Origin of the sequence: Streptomyces sp. NBC_00012 (genome assembly GCF_045040875.1) — a bacterium.
Classification (GTDB): Bacteria; Actinomycetota; Actinomycetes; order Streptomycetales; family Streptomycetaceae; genus Streptomyces.
Window position 1 is genome coordinate 674737 of sequence record NZ_CP108309.1, and the last position, 17651, is coordinate 692387.

The window sequence follows — 17651 nt, forward strand, 5'->3', positions numbered from 1 at the left end:
CATCCGGCGCGACCACCGACCCCGGGTGACCGCCCCGTACCGACATCGACGCACATTCCCGCGTTCTCCCCGGTCCACAGAGGCCATTTCCGCCCCCGCCGTCTTCCGCCGCCCGCGCGGCGCCCGTACGGTAGGGCGCGCGAGACGCTCGGCCGTACATCGGACAACACCTTCCGGTCATCGGACACAAGGGAGCCGCGGGATGTCGGGGGAATCGGACAGCGGCCTCCTACGCGATGCCATCGGGCTGCGCGAGGTCCTCTTCCAGAGCATCACGGCAATGGCACCCGCCGCGGCCATCGCCGCGTCGATTCCGGCCGGGGCCGCATTCGCGGGTGGCAGTCTGCCGCTGTCCGTGCTGGTGGCCCTGGTCGCCTGCCTGTTCACCGCCTCGTGCGTCGCCGAGCTGGCCCGCCGACTGCCGGCCGCCGGTTCCGTCGCCACCTACTCCGCGCAGGGGCTGCATCCGGCCATCGGGTTCCTCGTCGGCTGGGGCTATGTCTTCGTCGAAGCACTGGTCCCCGCGTTGCTGCTGCTCCAACTCGGCTTCACGACCGCGGGGACCCTGCACCAGGAGTGGTCGTCCTACCCGGCGGAGCTGTGGTGGCCGTGGTCGCTGCTGGGCGCGGTCGTCATCGCGCTGGCCGGCTACTTCGGCGTACGGGCCAGCGCCCGGTTCGGCACCGTGCTCGGCATCTTCGAGGTGCTCGTCTTCGTCGCCTTCGCCGTGCTGCTCATCGGGCAGGCAGGAGCCGACAACACCCTTTCGGTGTTCGGCACTTCGCACACCGCCGACGGTTACGGCGGCATCAGCGGGATCTTCGCCGGTTCGGTCTACACCGTGCTCGCCTTCGCGGGCTTCGAGGCGGCGGCGCCGCTCGCCGAGGAGGCCCGGAACCCCCGGCGAACGATGCGGCGTGCGGTGCTGGGTGCGGCGCTCTCCATCGGCCTGGTGTACGTCCTGACCACGTATGCGATGTCGGTGTACTTCGGGCCCGACAGGTTCGCCGGATTCGGCGGATCCGGGGCGGCTTCGTGGGAAGGTGTGGCCCGTGCCTCGTTCGGGCTGTTCTGGGTGCTGCTCTTCCTCGCCGTGGTCAACTCGACCGTGGCGAACGCCAACGCGTGTGCCAATGTGTCGACCCGGACGGCGTTCGCCCTCGGCCGGATCGGCGTGTTCCCGCAGGCCTTCGCGAGGCTCCACCCGCGGTTCCGCTCCCCCGTCGTCGGCGTGGCCGCGCAGTTCGTGATCGCGGTCGGCGCGGCGCTCGGACTGGGGCTCGCCTATGACCCGGTGACCGCGTTCACGCTGCTGGCCACCGTGATCGTCACGGTGATCATCGGTGTGTACATCATCGTGAACCTGTCTTGTGCCGGGTACTTCCTGCGACGGCGTCGCGACGCCTTCAACCCCGTGCTCCACCTCCTGTTCCCGGTGCTGGGCATCGTGGCATTCGTCCCCGCCCTGCTGACCGCCGCCGGGATCCCGGCGTTCGACTTCGTCTCCGAACTCAGCCCGCCCGTCTCGTACGCCGGTCCCGTCGTCGGTGTCTGGATGCTGATCGGGATCGTTGTGCTCGTGGTGCTGCTGCGCAGACATCCGGAGCGGGTGGCCCAGACCGGACGGATCCATCTCGACGACACCGCGGCACCGGCCGGAGAAGCAGAGACAGGAGCAGTACAGCCATGAACGACCCCCGTATCCTGACCGTCCGCCCCAAGGAGGGCGAGTACGCCTGGACCTTCGGCGGGGCGGCTCCGGTCGCCCGCATCGAGCCGGGGACGTTCCTCGACGTGTACACGGAGGACTGCTTCGCCGGGCGGGTCCGATCCGAGAAGGACCTGGTCTCCGAGGTCTGCGAGTTCCCCTTCCTGAACCCGCAGACCGGCCCCTTCCATGTGGTGGGCGCAGAACCCGGCGACACCGTCGCGGTGCATTTCGTCTCCGTCGAACCGGCCAGGGACTGGGCGGCTTCGACGACCGTGCCGCTCTTCGGGGCGCTCACCTCCACCCACACCACCGCGTCGTTGCAGGCGCCGCTGCCCGAAGTGGTGTGGATGTGGCAGCTCGACCGGGAGCGCCGCACCTGTCTGTTCAGCGCCAGGGACAGCGACATCCAGGTGGAACTGCCGATGGACCCGATGCACGGCACGGTCGGGGTGGCCCCGGCCAACTTGGAGGTACGGTCCGCGCTGGTGCCGGACGCGCACGGCGGGAACATGGACACGCCCGAGATGCGGGCGGGCGTCACCTGCTATCTGGGCGTCAACGTCGAGGGCGCGTTGCTCAGCCTGGGGGACGGCCATACCCGTCAGGGCGAGGGTGAGACCTGCGGGGTCGCCGTTGAGTGCGCGATGAACACAGTGGTGCTCGTCGAGCTACTGAAGGGCGTCACCACCCCGTGGCCGCGCATCGAGTCCGACACCCATCTGATGTCGACCGGATCCGCCCGCCCGCTCGAAGACGCCTTCCGGATCTCCCAGCTGGACCTGGTGCAGTGGCTCGCGCGCGACTACGGTCTGTCCGAACTCGACGCCTACCAGCTGGTCAGCCAGGCCGGTGAGGCTCCGCTGGCCAATGTGTGCGACACCAACTACACCTGTGTGGCGAAGATCCGCAAGGAATGGCTGCCCGCAGGCGACCCCCACCGCGGCCTCCACCGCCATCTGCGGGAGACCGCGACCCTGCTGTCGAGCCCCTGACCACCTGCCCGACTCCTTTCTTCCGCATCCCCATCCCCCCACAGGAGTGTTCATGCACCGCAGAAGGATCCTCCAGGGCGCCGCCGCGACAGCGGCCGCCGCCCTGATCCCGGCCTCCACCCGCGCCATGGCCACCACGACCGCGGGCGACACGGACTACCCGCTCGCCCACTGGACGCCCGCGTCCACGTCCAACTACACGGCGTCGAGCCGTCCTTCGGCCTATCCGGTCCAGTACGTGATCATCCATGTGACACAGGAGACGTACCCGGACACGATCGGGATCTTCCAGAATCCGGCCAAGCAGGTCTCCGCGCACTATCTGGTGCGCTCGGCCGACGGCTATGTCGCCCAGTGCGTCCGGGAGAAGAACATCGCCTGGCATGCGGGCAATTGGGACTACAACACACGCAGCATCGGAATCGAGCACGAGGGCTGGGTGGACAAGCCTTCGTACTTCACCAACGCCATGTACGAGAAGTCCGCGCTGCTGACCGCTTCCGTGTGCGACCGCTACAACATCCCCAAGGACCGCGCGCACATCCTGGCCCACGCCCAGGTTCCCGGCACCGACCACACCGATCCCGGCCCGAACTGGGACTGGGTGCGGTACATCCGGCTCGTCAATCTGTACTCGGCGGGCTGACCCTTCTTCGCCACCCGGGCCGATCACTCTCTTCACCGCGGTTGTCGCAGCGGCCTGCTGCGACGACGATGGGGGTGCGGGAAGCCCCTGGACGGGAGGGTGAGTTGACGGATCCCTGGGTGGCGCTGGCAGCCGATACGGACCCGGGTGCGCGGATCGGCCAACTGCGCCGCGCACATGAGGTGTTCACCTCGGCGGGCCGGCTGGAGCGACCGGTCCGGCCGGTCGTCGGTGAGTCGTGGCGGCGCTCGGCGCGGGCCAGGGTCAGCCCGGACGGTGCGGCCCTGGTCGAGCTGGGCCCTGACGACCTCGGACCGTACCGGGACGGCCATCCGCTGGCCCAGGCCATGCCGGTGATCCGTGAACTGACGGGTGCCTACGCGACGGACGGGGAGCATCTCCTCGCCGTGTGCGACGTGCACGGCAGGCTGCTGTGGGTCGAGGGACCCGCGGTGACCCGACGGGCCGCCGGCCGGATGAACTTCGTGGAGGGCGCCCGCTGGTCCGAGTCCGCGGCCGGGACGAACGCGCCGGGCACGGCCATCGCCGTGGACCGTCCGGTTCAGGTCTTCGCCGCCGAGCACTTCCTGCGGCCGGTCCAGCAGTGGACCTGCGCGGCGGCACCACTGCACGACCCCCACACCGGGCGGGTGCTGGGTGCCGTGGACATCACCGGCGGGGACCGGCTCGCGCATCCGCACAGCCTGGCGTTCGTACAGGCGGTGGCGCGCGCCGCCGAGTCGCACCTCGCACTGCTCACACCTTCACCGGCCGCCGGGACCGTGCGGCTCAGCGCACTCGGCCGGGACGAGGCGCTGCTGGTGACGGGAGGCCGCAGGATCCGGCTCAGCAGACGGCACAGCGAGATCCTGGCGACGCTGGCCCGCCGCCCCGAGGGCCTCGGCGGCGACGAGCTGCTCGTCGAGCTGTACGAGGACGAGTCGGTGACCCCGGTGACCCTGCGGGCCGAACTCTCCAGGCTGCGGCGGCTGCTCGGTCCGGAACTCCTCCTCTCGCGCCCCTACCGGCTCTCGGCCCCGGTCGACGCCGACTTCGACACGGTGGCGCGGCGGCTGGCATCGGGTGCGGTGTCCGCGGCGCTCGCGGCGTACGCGGGCCCGCTGCTGCCGGGGTCGCGGGCGCCCTCCGTCATCCGGCTGCGGCGCCGGCTCGATGAGCAGCTGCGGGCGGCGCTCATCGCACGCGGTGACCCGGGGCTGCTGGCCGACTGGGCGTACAGCCCCTGGGGCGAGGACGACCTCCCGGTGTGGGAAGCACTCGCCGCGGCCGTTCCCGCCGGGCAGCGCCCGGCCCTGCTCGCCAGGGTCCGGACGCTGGACGCCGAGCAGCGGTAGACGCCGTCCCGCGCGCCCTGTGCAACGGGGTTGCAACGTACCGCTGCCTACCCTCGCGCCGAGGGCCGCCCAATGGCGGGCGGCACCGGATCCGGGAGGCCACAGAGATGACCCGTTACGCCGCGCCGGGTGCCGAGGGCGCCATCGTCTCGTACGAGTCCCGCTACGACCACTGGATCGGCGGCGCTTACGTACCACCCGCCCGCGGTCAGTACTTCGAGAACCCCAGCCCCGTCAACGGCCGGCCCTTCACCGAGATCGCCCGTGGCACGGCCGAGGACGTCGAACTGGCCCTGGACGCGGCACACGCCGCGGCACCTGCCTGGGGTGCCACGGCGGCCGGCGACCGAGCTGGGCTGCTCAACAGGATCGCCGACCGGATGGAGGCCCATCTGGAGGAGCTCGCGGTCGCCGAGAGCTGGGACAACGGCAAGCCGGTGCGCGAGACCCTGGCCGCCGACATCCCCCTCGCCATCGATCACTTCCGCTACTTCGCCGGTGCGTTGCGCGCCCAGGAGGGTTCGCTGAGCGAGATCGACGACGACACGGTCGCGTACCACTTCCATGAGCCGCTCGGCGTCGTCGCGCAGATCATCCCGTGGAACTTCCCGATCCTGATGGCCACGTGGAAGCTGGCCCCGGCTCTCGCGGCCGGCAACGCGGTGGTCCTGAAGCCGGCCGAGCAGACCCCGGCCTCCATCCACGTATGGCTGAAGCTGGTCGCCGACCTGCTGCCGCCGGGCGTCGTCAACATCGTGAACGGCTTCGGAACGGAGGCCGGCAAGCCCCTCGCCTCCAGCCCGCGCGTCGCCAAGGTCGCCTTCACCGGTGAGACCACGACGGGGCGGCTGATCATGCAGTACGCCTCGGAGAACCTCAGGCCGGTGACTCTGGAACTCGGCGGCAAGTCGCCCAACATCTTCTTCGACGACGTGTGGAACGCGGACGACGACTTCCGCGACAAGGCCCTCGAAGGCTTCACCATGTTCGCCCTCAACCAGGGCGAGGTCTGCACCTGTCCGTCGCGGGCGCTCGTCCAGCGCGGGGTGTACGGCGAATTCCTGGAAGCCGGCATCGCCCGCACCGAACGGATCGTACCCGGACACCCGCTGGACACAGACACGATGATCGGCGCGCAGGCCTCCGACGAGCAGCTGAAGAAGATCCTTTCGTACCTGGAAATCGGCCGGCAGGAAGGCGCGAAGGTCCTCACGGGCGGCGAGCTGATCGAGTACGACGGGGAGTTGGCGGGCGGCTTCTACGTCCAGCCCACGATCTTCGAGGGCGACAACCGGATGCGGGTCTTCCAAGAGGAGATCTTCGGCCCGGTCGTGGCGGTCACGTCCTTCTCCGACTTCGACGACGCGATCGGGACCGCGAACGACACGTTGTACGGCCTCGGAGCCGGCGTATGGACTCGCGACATGAACACCGCGTACCGTGCGGGCCGCGCCATCCAGGCAGGCCGCGTCTGGACGAACTGCTACCACGCGTACCCGGCGCACGCGGCGTTCGGCGGCTACAAGCAGTCCGGGATCGGCCGCGAGAACCACAAGATGATGCTGGAGCATTATCAGCAGACGAAGAACATTCTTTGTTCTTACAGCCCTAAGAAACTTGGGTTCTTCTAGAGCCTGAAGTCGGTTGCCTGGAGGCGTCGTTGCGCTCCAGGCAACCCTGCGCAGGACTCACCCCTGTGCACCCGGGGGCGCCGCGAATCACCATCCGACCTCTCGGGGGGTCTCCGGACCAGGCGCGGACCAACGACGGAAGTCGCCGAGCAGATCCTGCGCGGCGCCGACCGCATCTTCCTGAAAGCCGCCCCTGCCGGCATCGCCCCCAACGCCCTCTGCGTCGGACTCGCCGCCCAACCCCACGTCGTCGAGGTCCACGGCCTGCACGTCCGGCAGATCACCTCTGGCCAGGCCGCCCCGTCCGCCGACGTCCTGGTCGAACCCGGCGACTGCCACGCCATACGATGCGAGCAGCGCGGCCACCTGTTCATGGGACGGCCCGACAAGGACCGCCCCACCCCTGTTCCAGCCCGCTGCACATCCACACCCAAGCCGGACCAGGGCATAAACCGAAGTCCTGCTGGAGTACTAGTACTCCAGCCGGACTTCTTCATTCGTGCTGGTCAGCGGCTTGGGTGTGGGGAGTGTAGCGGGCTGGAATGGGGGTGGGGCGGTCTTTGCCGGGTCGCCCCACGAACGTGTGGCCGCGCTGCTTGTAGTGGCAACCTTCCGGGCAGGCCGCTCGCATGAGTGATGTACCAACGGGCCTGTGGGAAGAGGGACTTGCTGAGCTGCTCTTGCGGATCGGAGGACGTTTTGCCCGGGTGGAATCCCGGCGACGGATGCGGGACTACGTCCGTGGGCTCCTTGGCCCGGTGGGCCGCAAGAACGGCTGGCAGCTCGCCGAATACGCCGGCCACGCCACCCCCGACGGGCTGCAGCACCTGCTCTCCCGGAGCCGCTGGGAGGCCGACGAGGTCCGCGACGACCTGCACGCCTACGTCGCCGAGCACCTCGGCGCGAAGAACGGCGTGCTGATCATTGACGACACAGGCTTCGTGAAGAAGGGCACCACTTCCGCCGGGGTCCAGCGCCAGTATTCCGGCACCGCAGGCCGCACCGAGAATTGCCAGATCGGGGTCTTCGCCGCCTACGCCACCTTCCGCGGCCATACCCTGGTCGACCGCGAGCTCTACCTGCCCAAGTCCTGGACCGAGGACCGCGAACGCTGTCGGGCCGCCCGTGTCCCCGACGACCGCGTGTTCGCCACCAAGGGCGAACTGGCGCGGGCCATCATCCTGCGGGCCCTCGCCTCACCCCTGCCCGTCGGCTGGGTCACCGCGGACTCCGCCTACGGCCAGGACTCCCACTTCCGCCGCTTCCTGGAAGACCACCAGCTCTCCTACGTCGTGGCCGTTCCGAAGTCCCAGCAGGTCCACGGCCCGCGCATCGACCACCTCATCAGCCAGGCCCCGCCCGAAGCATGGCAGCGGCTATCCGCAGGAAGCGGCGCGAAGGGCGAGCGCTTCTACGACTGGGCCGCAGCCCGCCTGCCCGCTGTGTGGGAATTCGACGGCGACGAACCCACCCGGCAACGCTGGATGCTGGCCCGCCGCAGCATCGCCAAGCCCGACGAACTCGCCTACTACCTCGCCAGCGCACCCCTGGAAGCCACCGTCGCCGACCTCGTACGCATCGCCGGCTGCCGCTGGAAGGTCGAGGAATGCTTCCAGAGCGCGAAGAACGAATGCGGCCTGGACCAGTACGAAGTCCGCCGCTACGTGGGCTGGTACCGGCACATCACACTCGCCATGCTCGCGCACGCTTTCCTCGCTGTCCTGGCCAGCCAGGAACGAGAAAAGGGGGCAGTGAGCGGGACACACCCGACCTCGTGGACCTCACACCGGCCGAGATTCGACGTCTGCTGGCAGTTGGACCCTACCGCCGTGCTCCGGACCGCGACCACGCGATGACGTGGTCCCACTGGCGTCGCCGCCACCAAGCACGCGCCCGCCGTTGCCACTACAGGCAGCGCGGCCATGCCTTCGTGGGACGGCCCGGCAAAGACCGCCCCACCCCCATTCCAGCCCGCTACACTCCCCACACCCAAGCCGCTGACCAGCACGAATGAAGAAGTCCGGCTGGAGTACTAGGCGGTCCCATCCGCCCAGGTATGGGCCCATGCCTGGAGCTCCGGATCAGCCAGAGTGCGCAGCCACAGGTCGGCCCGGTCAGCACCCTCTTCAGCCGGTCGAGGTCCCACGCCGAGCACGCGCATGCCGGCTCTCCGGGCCGACTCGACGCCGGTGACCGAGTCCTCCACAGCCATCGCGTCCTCCGGCCGCACGCTGCACAGACGGACCGCGGTGGCGTAGACGTCGGGATGGGGTTTCGGCAGCAGTCCGTCACCCGCGACGACGACATGGGCGAAGTAGCTGAGCAGGCCGACCCGGGCGAGGCTGGACTCGACCACGTCCAAGGGGCAGTTGCTGGCGACCGCGAGCGGGAGACTGCGGGCGGCGAGGCGGACCAGTGCCGCCGCACCTGGCATGGTCACGGGGTCTTCAGCAACGAGCGCCTTGAAGTTTCTCAGGAGCGCGTGCGTCATGTCGTCGGCGAGCTGCGGCTTCCCGGCCTCTCTGGCCATGAGACTGCCGCACTCGGTGTAGTGCACGCCCTTCGCCCGCTCGGCGAAGCCGGGGCGGGGCTTCAGCCCGAACTCTCCGAAGACCCGGATGCGCGCGTCCTGCCAGTGTCGTTCGGTATCCACCAGGGTTCCGTCACAGTCGAAGACGATGGCAGCCGGGGACCAAGTGAAGATGCGACGAGATGTCATTTGCCTGCCGTTCTCGAAGAGCGCGCCGCCCCGCGTCGTCAGTGCTCGCAGTATGAAGCAGGGAACTGCGGAAAGGCCCGCTCGGCCGCAGAAGGTGCGCTGTCGAACGAGCCCCGATCGACCACGCGTGAAGTCCGATGCTTCGCCTCCGGGCCCGCCAGCGATGGACATCGTCCGGTCTCTGCGGATGACGCGAGAAACATCGTGATGACTACGATAATTTTCCGGTCGTACGGACGCAATCATCATTTCGAGTGTTTGACGGCACGCTCATTACCAAGTACTCGCGAAGCGCGCGCGACAGTCGGCGACGGGCGAACGAGACTCCTCATCCCCCCAACACCGTTGAAATCTAGGGCATTTGGCCGCAGACGCCGAACCCTGGAGACCGGTGAAGCGCGAATTTCCACCATTGACCGCACTCGCTTACAGCCCAAGAACAATAATAATCTCCACGCATTAACGGCACAGAGCGCCGTCAGTGCGCCACGGCGCACGACTTTCCCGGATCAAAAAAATGGGTACAGACGAACGAAGGTAGAACACGCATGCAGGACAGGGCACGCGCGACCCGAAGGTATCTACTGGAAGCCGCAGCACACCTTTTCGTTGAACAGGGGTATGCACGGACCAGCATCAATGAGATCAGCGAACTTTCGGGGCGCACCAGCGGAGCCGTCTACTTCCACTACTCCAGCAAGGAGAGACTCGCGCTGGCGGTCGTGCGGGAACAGTTCGCATCCTGGCCGTTGTTGGCCGACCGCTATGCCGCCCCCGGGATCCCCCCTCTGGAGAAGCTGATCGCCCTCAGCTTCGATATCGCCGAGGCACTGTGCGACGACGTCATGGCCCGGGCCGGCGCGCGTCTTTGGGCCGAGCGCCGCACCATCGACGTCGCCATACCCACACCCTTCGCCGTCTGGACCGCTGCCGTCACGCACCTTCTGGCCGAGGCCCGCGCCGAGGGCGAACTGGCCGACGAAATCGAGCCGTCGAGCACCGCCACGACCTTGGTGTGCGCGTTCTTCGGGCTGTACGACCTCACCGAGGAGATGGCGGAGCACGAGGACCTCTCCGACCGGCTGCACCGGTGGTGGCTTCTGATCCTGAAGGCGTTGCAGGCACGCCCCGAGCCCGCCGCTCTGGTGGAGCGGGCCCTGGCGCACCACCGGCCGGCGCCCACCGGATGAACCTCCCGGCCGAACCGCCGGTCCCGGTTCCGGTCCCCGAAGAGACGTGCCGCACCATGGTGATCGGATGCTCGGCCCACGGTGCGCGTATCCCCGGAACAGTCCCTGTGCCTGCGCCTTGATCCCTGTTCGACCGCGCCCCGGCGGTCGTTGTCGTCCTTGACCACGGCGGAGACCACGGCTTCGATCTGCCCCCACCACGTGTCGTGCGAGAGAATCAGCGGACGGCCGGTCGGCCACGAAGCCAGCGGTCCAAAGGGCATTCGGCGTCTAGCGCTTGGTGCCACGCTGCCTCCACCTCGCCGGGCCTCTCCACATGCGTGCCATCGAGCCCGATCGAGCGGGCCAGTTCTGCATAGGGGAAAAGCCGCATCCCAGACCTGAAGATCACGATCCCCTGCTGGAGTACTGAGCCCTCGCCGGTGACTCCTCAGGGTCTCCCCCGCTGCCTCGCGGAATCCCCGATCAGACGATGGGCGTGGTCCTGTGCTCCGGACAGAAACTCGGCGAAGCAGCGAAGCGGGACCTGGACGCTCTGCCCGGCGCGTCGGGCGCACTGCGCGGCGCCAGCTCCCCGAAACCAGCCGGAACGCGATGCCCGCAAGGTGGAGGCGCTACGGCCGCTCGGGCCTGACTGCATGCTCGCCGACGTCGAAGGCACCCTCACGCGCTCGCGCCCACGTTCTGCCGTGACCAGCGGTATCGACATGGCCGCCGGCCTCGCTTCGGAGCAGTCGGCCATCCGGCGCAATGCCGAGCCGGTCGATGTGCAACGTGTCGACGAACAACGCTGGTACGAGGACGGTACGTGAGGCTACAGCGGTGGTTCGTCGGACTGCGGTCCGGGCCGGTGGCAGGCCGGACAGCAAATGCTTCGCCCGCTGCCCGGAGGCCGCGACGACCAGGTGCTTGCCGGGTCCTCCCGCTCCGGGGCCGTTGAGCACGAAGCCATCGGTGTATGCGACGTGTACCGAGTCCGCCCTGCACGATCGCTTCGTCATGACACCAGTGAGTGAATGATCTCGGAGCATGACCACGATCACTCTGCTGGCGGGCGAGCGCATCTCGCTGCTGGAGTGACATCAGACGGTTGAGGCCGTGTGTGCCACCGTGCGACCACTGCGAAGCGCGCGGGCGTCGCTCCGCCGCCTCACAGCTGCGATACCCCCGGATGCCGTCACTGAGCCCTTTCCGGCCCGGCACCAGAGCGGGGCTGTTGATGAGTGAGGGCTGTACGGAACGACGAAGCTCCTGGTAGACGGGTCCTCGACCAAGATCACGTGTATCCGCCAGGGGGTCGCCGTCCCGCCAGGCAGGATCACGGACGGGGAGTGAACCGGGAGAGCTACTGCCACAACAAAGCGACCGAGTTCGAGTGGCAGCCCGGCGGTGGACAGCTAAGACTGGGGCAGCGGTTTGGGATACGGACAACAGATCCCGATCCCGTGGTTCCGGACCACTCGCTCCGGCCATCGAAAACGCGAGTACAGGGCGCCGACCACAATGAAACGGCGCTCAAAAAGTTCCTCAAGGAGCTCGCATGGAGGACAAACCCCTCGACGTCTTGACTCCCGGGCCGGATGAATCCGCAATCGGTACACGCAAGTACAACGGCCCGGAGACCGGCATCGAGAAGAACCTCGCCGAAGTGCTGGCTGACGTCATGTGCGTCGAACGGGTGTCTGTCGACAGCCACTTCTTCGATGACCTCGGCGCCAACTCATTGGTAATGGCTCATTTCTGTGCACGAGTCAGGAAGCAGGCGGACCTTCCCTCGGCGTCGATGAAGGACATCTACCGGCACCCGACGATCCGCAGCCTGGCGACGGGGCTCGCGAATGCCGCGCCCGTCGAGCCGTCGATCCCGGTGCCGACCGGGGTGGTGGCCCCGGCCCGCACGGTGCGTTACGCCCTCTGCGGAACCCTGCAGTTCCTGCTTTTCCTGGGGTACTCCTTCCTCGCCGGACTTGTCGCCGACCGAGGCTATGCATGGGTCTCCGCCGGATCGGGTGTGATCGATGTCTATCTGCGGTCGTTCGTCTTCGGAGGCGTCGGCTTCGTCGCTCTGTGCACCTTCCCCGTCGCGGCCAAATGGCTCCTCATCGGTCGGTTCAGACCATCCGAGTTCCCGGTCTGGGGTCTGACCTATCTGCGCTTCTGGACCGTCAAGGTGCTGATCCACGCCAACCCGATGATCTTCTTCGTCGGCAATCCCTTGTACGTGCTGTACCTGCGAGCGCTGGGCGCACGGATCGGCAAAGGGGTCACGATCCTCTCCCGCAACGTTCCGGTCTGCCCCGACCTGCTCACCGTCGGCGCCGGCACGGTGATCCGCAAGGACTCGTTCTTCCTCTGCTACCGAGCGCACGCCGGCCGTATCCAGACCGGCCGGGTCACCCTGGGCCAGGACGTGTTCATCGGCGAGAAGACCGTGCTCGACATCGACGTGTCGATGGGCGACGGGGCTCAACTCGGCCACACGTCCACGCTGTACAGCGGCCAGGCGGTCCCGGACGGTCAGCGCTGGCACGGGTCCCCAGCACAGCCCACGCAGCACGACTATCTGAGGATCGAGCCGGCCACTTGCGGCACGCTGCGCCGGACCGGCTTCGGCCTCATCACCGTGCTCCAGTTGTTCTTCCTCTACGTGCCACTGGCCGTCGGGGGCGCGTACATGCTGGTAGCCCTGGTTCCGGCGCTGCACGACCGGCTGGGGCCGGGCACGGGGGGGCTCACGTCGCCGGATCTCTACGTCGACGCGCTGGTCCTTTCCCTGTTGCTGTTCTTCGGCTTCGTCGTCCTGGGCATGGCAGTGATGTTCACCGTTCCGCGCCTGCTGAACCTGGTCGTCAAGCCGGACAAGGTCTATCCGCTGTACGGGCTTCATTACTCGGCGCACCGGGCGATCGGGCGCATGACCAACATCAAGTTCTTCACATGGCTGTTCGGTGACAGCTCCTACATCGTCCACTACTTGCGCGGCATCGGATACGACTTGTCCCGGGTCGAGCAGACCGGGTCGAACTTCGGCACAGAAGTGCAGCACGAGACCCCGTTTCTGTGCTCGGTCGGGAGCGGGACGATGGTCGCCGACGGGCTCTCCGTCATCAACGCCGACTATTCGAGCACGTCCTTCCGGGTGTCCCGGGCCTCGATCGGGTCATACAACTTCCTCGGGAACAACATCGCCTATCCCTCGGGAGCCAGAACGGGCGAGAACTGTCTTCTCGCGACGAAGGTGATGGTTCCACTCGAAGGCGAGGTGCGCGAAGGGGTGGGACTGCTCGGCTCGCCGTGCTTCGAGATTCCCCGGTCGGTCGAGCGCGATTCCCGGTTCGACCATCTGCGCACCGGCGACGAGTTGCGCCGCAGCCTCGCTGCGAAGAACCGCTACAACATCCGCTCGATGATCTTCTTCCTCCTCGTGCGGTGGCTGCACTTCTTCGTGCTCACGATTTTCGGCCTGGCGAACGCCGAACTGTACGACTCCTACGGGCATGTGATGATCGCCGCGTTCCTGGTGTTCAGCCTCGGATTCACCGCTGTCTACTTCGTACTTGTGGAGCGCGGCATCGCCGCATTCCACGTGCTGCAACCGCAGGTGTGCTCCATCTACGAGCCCTACTTCTGGTGGCACGAGCGCCTCTGGAAGGTGCCCGATACCTACCTCAACATCTTCAACGGAACGCCTTTCAAAAACGTGATCTGGCGAATGCTGGGGGTTCGGATCGGCAGCAGGGTCTTCGATGACGGCTGCTATATGACGGAGCGAACGCTCACCACCATCGGAAACGACTGCACGCTCAATGCGGGAAGCAAGATCCAGTGCCACTCGCAGGAGGACGGCACCTTCAAATCCGATCGCAGCACCCTCGAAGCCGGCTGCACCGTCGGTGTGGGAGCCCACGTCCATTACGGCGTGACGATGGGCGCCGACGCGGTGCTCGCACCCGACTCCTTCCTGATGAAGGGCGAAGAGGTCCCCCCGCACGCACGCTGGGGAGGAAACCCCGCCGCAGAGATGCGAGACGCCCCCCATCAGCCCGAGGCGCTGACACGGAAGGGGTAGTAGCTCGGCCCTTGTCAGCGCGACAAAGCACGGTAGCTGAGGCGAATGGAGAGAGACGGCCAGATGGGAATGCAAGTGAAGGCCGACCGGGAATTCTGGCGCGATGTGCTCGTCGCCGGTGGACCCACCGAAATCCCGCGGTGGACGCTCAATCCGGTGAAGGGCGTCGGCGAACACGAGGCGCCGATCCCGGACGGCGTCGTGGCGGCGTTGGGCCGGCTGGCCGAGGACCTGGCGGTGCCGCTCGACTCGGTACTGCTGGCAGCACACGCCAAGGTGCTCGCCGCGCTCTCCGGCGAGCACGAGGTCGCGACCGGATATGTCGGTGCGGGGGGCGGCCGGCCGCTGCTCTGCCGGCTGACGACCGAGCCCGACTCGTGGCGGACGCTGCTGCTGGACGCGCATCGGGTCTCGTCGGATCTGCTGTCGCACCAGGATTTCCCGGTCGATGAGCTCAGGCATGAACTGGGCCTGGCCGAGCCGTCGACAGAGGTCGTGCTCGATCCGCACGGCATGGGCGGCGAAGTCACCGGTGACACCATGCTGCGGGTGGGGTTTTCGCAACGCGGCGGCCACCTTGCGCTGCGCCTGCGGTATCGGACCGACGCATTCGACGAGGACTGCGCCGTCAGGATCGCCGGTTACCACCTCACCGCACTCGCGCTGATCGCCGCCGATCCGGACGCCGAGCACGAGCGGCAGAGCCTGCTCTCCCCCGAGGAACTCCACTTCCAGCTCGAAGAACTCGCCGGTCCGCACCGGGAACTGCCCAACCACCGGTTCCACGAACTGTTCGAGCAGCGGGTGGCGTCACACCCGGACACCGTCGCCGCGGTGCACGGGGAGCTGCAACTGACGTACCGAGAACTCAACGCGCGCGCCAACCGGGTGGGACGAGCCCTGCTGGCGCGGGGGCTGCGCCCTGAGGGTGTTGTCGCGGTGGTGACCGAGCGCAACCTGGACTGGATGGTCGCCGTCCTCGCGGTCTTCAAGGCCGGCGGCGTCTACCTGCCCATCGAGCCGCATTTCCCGGCCGACCGGCTCGCGACCATGCTCTCCCGTGCCGCATGCAAGCTCGTGCTGACCGAACCCGGCAGCACCACCACGCTCGACCAGGCCCTCGGCCCACTGCCCGGGGTCCAAAAGCTCTTCGTCGGCGCAGCCTACGAGGAAGACCATGCCGACGATGATCTGGCCGTCCGCGTCGCACCGGACCAGCTCGCCTACATCTACTTCACTTCCGGCTCCACAGGTGAGCCCAAGGGCGCGATGTGCGAGCACGCGGGCATGCTGAACCACCTCTACGCCAAGATCGACGACCTGGAGATCGGCGAGGGACAGGTGGTCGCCCAGACCGCACCCCAATGCTTCGACATCTCGCTCTGGCAGCTGATGTCCGGGCTCCTGGTCGGGGGACGGACCCTGCTGGTGGAGCAGGAAGTGATCCTGAACGTCCAGCGGTTCGTCGACAAGATCATCGACGGCCGGGTCGCCATCCTCCAGGTCGTACCCGCCTACCTGGACGTGGTGGTGTCCTGGCTGAATCAGCACCCCCGCGAGCTGCCGGACCTGCAGTGCGTGTCGGTCACGGGCGAGGCGCTGAAGAAGGAGCTCGTGCAGCGCTGGTTCGCCGCCCAGCCCGGGATCAAGCTGGTCAACGCCTACGGGCTGACCGAGACCTCGGACGACACCAACCACGAGGTCATGGACCGCGCGCCCGACGGAGACCGGGTCCTGCTGGGTCCCGCGGTCAACAACGTGCACGTCTACGTCGTCGACGAGCACCTGATCCCGGTGCCGCTCGGAGCCCCCGGTCTGATCGTCTTCTCCGGCGTCTGCGTCGGCCGCGGATACGTCAACGACCCCGAGCTCACCCGGCAGGCCTACCTGGCCGATCCGCACCGTGAGGGCGCCCGGCTCTACCGGGGCGGCGACTACGGCCGCTGGACGCCCGGGGGAAAGCTGGAGTTCCTCGGCCGCCGCGACACCCAGGTGAAGATCCGTGGTTTCCGGATCGAGATCGGCGAGATCGAGAACGCCTTGTTGCAGGTGCCCGGTGTTCGCGACGGTGCGGTCGTGGTCACCGAGCGGGCCGACCAGAGCAAGCACCTGGTGGCGTTCTACTCCGGCAGGCGGCCGCTCGAGGTGGACATGGTGCTGGACCGGCTCGGTGAGTCGCTGCCCGCGTACATGGTCCCGTCGGCCCTTCACTGGCGGGAGACCCTCCCGCTGACGGCCAACAGCAAGATCGACAGAAGAACTCTGCAGGCACTCGCCGGAGAACTCGATGTCGTCCGGGACGACTTCCGCGCGCCGGATACGCCGGCCGAACAGCAGCTGGCGGCCGCATGGTCGAAGGTGCTCGGCATCCCGCAGGAGCAGATCGGACGGCGGGACCACTTCTTCGACCGGGGCGGTACGTCGCTGTCGGCAGTGAAGCTGGCCATCGTCCTGGACCGCGCGGTGTCCCTCAAGGATGTCACCCGTCACCCGATCCTCGCGGATCTGGCCGGGCTGGTCGACGACGGATCCGGGCGGCGTGCCGGGCTGCTTCAGCCGCTGTCGGCATCGGACGGTGCGCAGACCTCAGCCCTGGTGTGCTTCCCCTACGCCGGCGGCAACGCGGTGAACTTCCAGCCGCTGGCCAGGGCACTGCCGGACGGTGGACCGGCGGTCTACGCCGTCGAGCTGCCCGGTCACGACGTGGCCGCCGAGAGCGAGCCGCTCGCGCCGATGACTCAGGTGGTCGAGCAGGTCGTCGACGAGATCACCGGGCGTGGTCTGACCAGGGTCCTGCTGTGGGGCCACTCCTCGGGCGCCGCGTTGGCCGTGGAGACCGCCAGAAAGCTGCGGGAGCACGGGGTGGACGTCCGACGGGTGTTCCTCGGCGCGCAACTGCTCGGTGACGCCGACGACCGGCGCGCCACCATCGCCGAGCTGACAGGGCGGAGCGACGCCGAGATCGCCACGGACCTGAGCACGGGCGGCGGCTGCAGCGCAGTCGGTGAGCTGGGGCCGCAGCACGCCGAGCACGTCGGCGCCGCCTACCGGCACGACTGCGTGTCCGCTCACCGCTACTTCATCGATGCCCTGGAGAGCCCGCCCGCGCAGAAGCTGTCCGTGCCGGTCACCGTGGTCGTCGCCTCGGACGACCCGAGCACGGCGGAGTACCCGCGCCGGTACCTCGACTGGCAGCTCCTGGCCGACGAGGTCGGCCTGCACGAGCTCGCCGACGGCGGCCACTACTTCCTGCGTACCCGTCCGGCCGAGGCAGCCAAGGCTGTTCTGCAGGCCACCGAGTTGTTCGCTTCTTCCTGAGCATCGATTGAAAGGAGATT

12 protein-coding genes are annotated in these 17651 nt (G+C 67.9%); 10 read left to right on the top strand and 2 right to left on the bottom strand.

Going from position 1 to position 17651, the window contains the following annotated elements:
• The first annotated feature begins 202 nt into the window (after nucleotides 1-202).
• From OHA19_RS03415 to OHA19_RS03435, 5 genes are all read left to right on the top strand, one after another.
• Nucleotides 203-1690 carry an APC family permease gene (locus OHA19_RS03415; protein ID WP_405720116.1) on the top strand — a complete coding sequence of 496 codons (1488 nt, stop codon included), beginning with the start codon at nucleotides 203-205 and terminating at the stop codon, nucleotides 1688-1690.
• On the top strand, nucleotides 1687-2703 hold the full coding sequence (locus OHA19_RS03420; RefSeq protein WP_405720114.1) for an acetamidase/formamidase family protein: 1017 nt from the start codon (nucleotides 1687-1689) through the stop codon (nucleotides 2701-2703). The genes OHA19_RS03415 and OHA19_RS03420 overlap by 4 nt, the downstream gene beginning before the upstream one ends.
• A gap of 52 nt (nucleotides 2704-2755) precedes the next feature.
• Nucleotides 2756-3349 (top strand): N-acetylmuramoyl-L-alanine amidase, encoded by a 594-nt coding sequence (locus tag OHA19_RS03425; RefSeq protein WP_405720112.1) that lies wholly within the window; start codon nucleotides 2756-2758, stop codon nucleotides 3347-3349.
• Nucleotides 3350-3453: 104 nt separating this feature from the next.
• Entirely contained in the window at nucleotides 3454-4704 is a 1251-nt protein-coding gene (locus OHA19_RS03430; RefSeq protein ID WP_405720110.1) for a GAF domain-containing protein, read from the top strand.
• 107 nt (nucleotides 4705-4811) lie between these two features.
• The gene (locus OHA19_RS03435; RefSeq protein WP_405720108.1) at nucleotides 4812-6335 is read left to right on the top strand and encodes an aldehyde dehydrogenase family protein; all 1524 of its coding nucleotides are present in this window, start codon (nucleotides 4812-4814) and stop codon (nucleotides 6333-6335) included.
• Nucleotides 6336-6422: 87 nt separating this feature from the next.
• Here the strand turns inward: OHA19_RS03435 and OHA19_RS03440 are convergent, their stop codons facing one another.
• The gene (locus OHA19_RS03440; protein ID WP_405720106.1) at nucleotides 6423-6701 is read right to left on the bottom strand and encodes a hypothetical protein; all 279 of its coding nucleotides are present in this window, start codon (nucleotides 6699-6701) and stop codon (nucleotides 6423-6425) included.
• Nucleotides 6702-6964: 263 nt separating this feature from the next.
• Here OHA19_RS03440 and OHA19_RS03445 point away from each other — a divergent pair, with 263 nt between their 5' ends.
• The gene (locus tag OHA19_RS03445; RefSeq protein WP_405707965.1) at nucleotides 6965-8191 is read left to right on the top strand and encodes an IS701 family transposase; all 1227 of its coding nucleotides are present in this window, start codon (nucleotides 6965-6967) and stop codon (nucleotides 8189-8191) included.
• 176 nt (nucleotides 8192-8367) lie between these two features.
• Here OHA19_RS03445 and OHA19_RS03450 read toward each other — a convergent pair whose 3' ends face one another.
• Nucleotides 8368-9054: an HAD family hydrolase gene (locus OHA19_RS03450; RefSeq protein ID WP_405720104.1), complete on the bottom strand. Its 687-nt coding sequence runs from the start codon at nucleotides 9052-9054 to the stop codon at nucleotides 8368-8370.
• A 548-nt stretch (nucleotides 9055-9602) separates the two neighbouring features.
• Here OHA19_RS03450 and OHA19_RS03455 point away from each other — a divergent pair.
• From OHA19_RS03455 to OHA19_RS03470, 4 genes are all read left to right on the top strand, one after another.
• On the top strand, nucleotides 9603-10244 hold the full coding sequence (locus OHA19_RS03455; RefSeq protein WP_405720102.1) for a ScbR family autoregulator-binding transcription factor: 642 nt from the start codon (nucleotides 9603-9605) through the stop codon (nucleotides 10242-10244).
• Between the two features lie 638 nt (nucleotides 10245-10882).
• Entirely contained in the window at nucleotides 10883-11056 is a 174-nt protein-coding gene (locus OHA19_RS03460; protein WP_405720100.1) for a hypothetical protein, read from the top strand.
• Nucleotides 11057-11784: 728 nt separating this feature from the next.
• On the top strand, nucleotides 11785-14313 hold the full coding sequence (locus OHA19_RS03465) for a Pls/PosA family non-ribosomal peptide synthetase (protein WP_405720098.1): 2529 nt from the start codon (nucleotides 11785-11787) through the stop codon (nucleotides 14311-14313).
• A 63-nt stretch (nucleotides 14314-14376) separates the two neighbouring features.
• On the top strand, nucleotides 14377-17631 hold the full coding sequence (locus tag OHA19_RS03470) for a non-ribosomal peptide synthetase (protein ID WP_405720096.1): 3255 nt from the start codon (nucleotides 14377-14379) through the stop codon (nucleotides 17629-17631).
• Nucleotides 17632-17651 lie beyond the last annotated feature (20 nt).

Excerpts from the sequence above, each read along its gene's own strand:
- OHA19_RS03415 (WP_405720116.1), top strand. The coding sequence starts at position 203 with ATGTCGGGGGAATCGGACAGCGGCCTCCTACGCGATGCCATCGGGCTG.
- OHA19_RS03420 (WP_405720114.1), top strand. The coding sequence starts at position 1,687 with ATGAACGACCCCCGTATCCTGACCGTCCGCCCCAAGGAGGGCGAGTAC.
- OHA19_RS03425 (WP_405720112.1), top strand. The coding sequence starts at position 2,756 with ATGCACCGCAGAAGGATCCTCCAGGGCGCCGCCGCGACAGCGGCCGCC.
- OHA19_RS03435 (WP_405720108.1), top strand. The coding sequence starts at position 4,812 with ATGACCCGTTACGCCGCGCCGGGTGCCGAGGGCGCCATCGTCTCGTAC.
- OHA19_RS03445 (WP_405707965.1), top strand. The coding sequence starts at position 6,965 with ATGAGTGATGTACCAACGGGCCTGTGGGAAGAGGGACTTGCTGAGCTG.
- OHA19_RS03450 (WP_405720104.1), bottom strand. The coding sequence starts at position 9,054 with ATGACATCTCGTCGCATCTTCACTTGGTCCCCGGCTGCCATCGTCTTC.
- OHA19_RS03455 (WP_405720102.1), top strand. The coding sequence starts at position 9,603 with ATGCAGGACAGGGCACGCGCGACCCGAAGGTATCTACTGGAAGCCGCA.
- OHA19_RS03460 (WP_405720100.1), top strand. The coding sequence starts at position 10,883 with ATGCTCGCCGACGTCGAAGGCACCCTCACGCGCTCGCGCCCACGTTCT.
- OHA19_RS03465 (WP_405720098.1), top strand. The coding sequence starts at position 11,785 with ATGGAGGACAAACCCCTCGACGTCTTGACTCCCGGGCCGGATGAATCC.
- OHA19_RS03470 (WP_405720096.1), top strand. The coding sequence starts at position 14,377 with ATGGGAATGCAAGTGAAGGCCGACCGGGAATTCTGGCGCGATGTGCTC.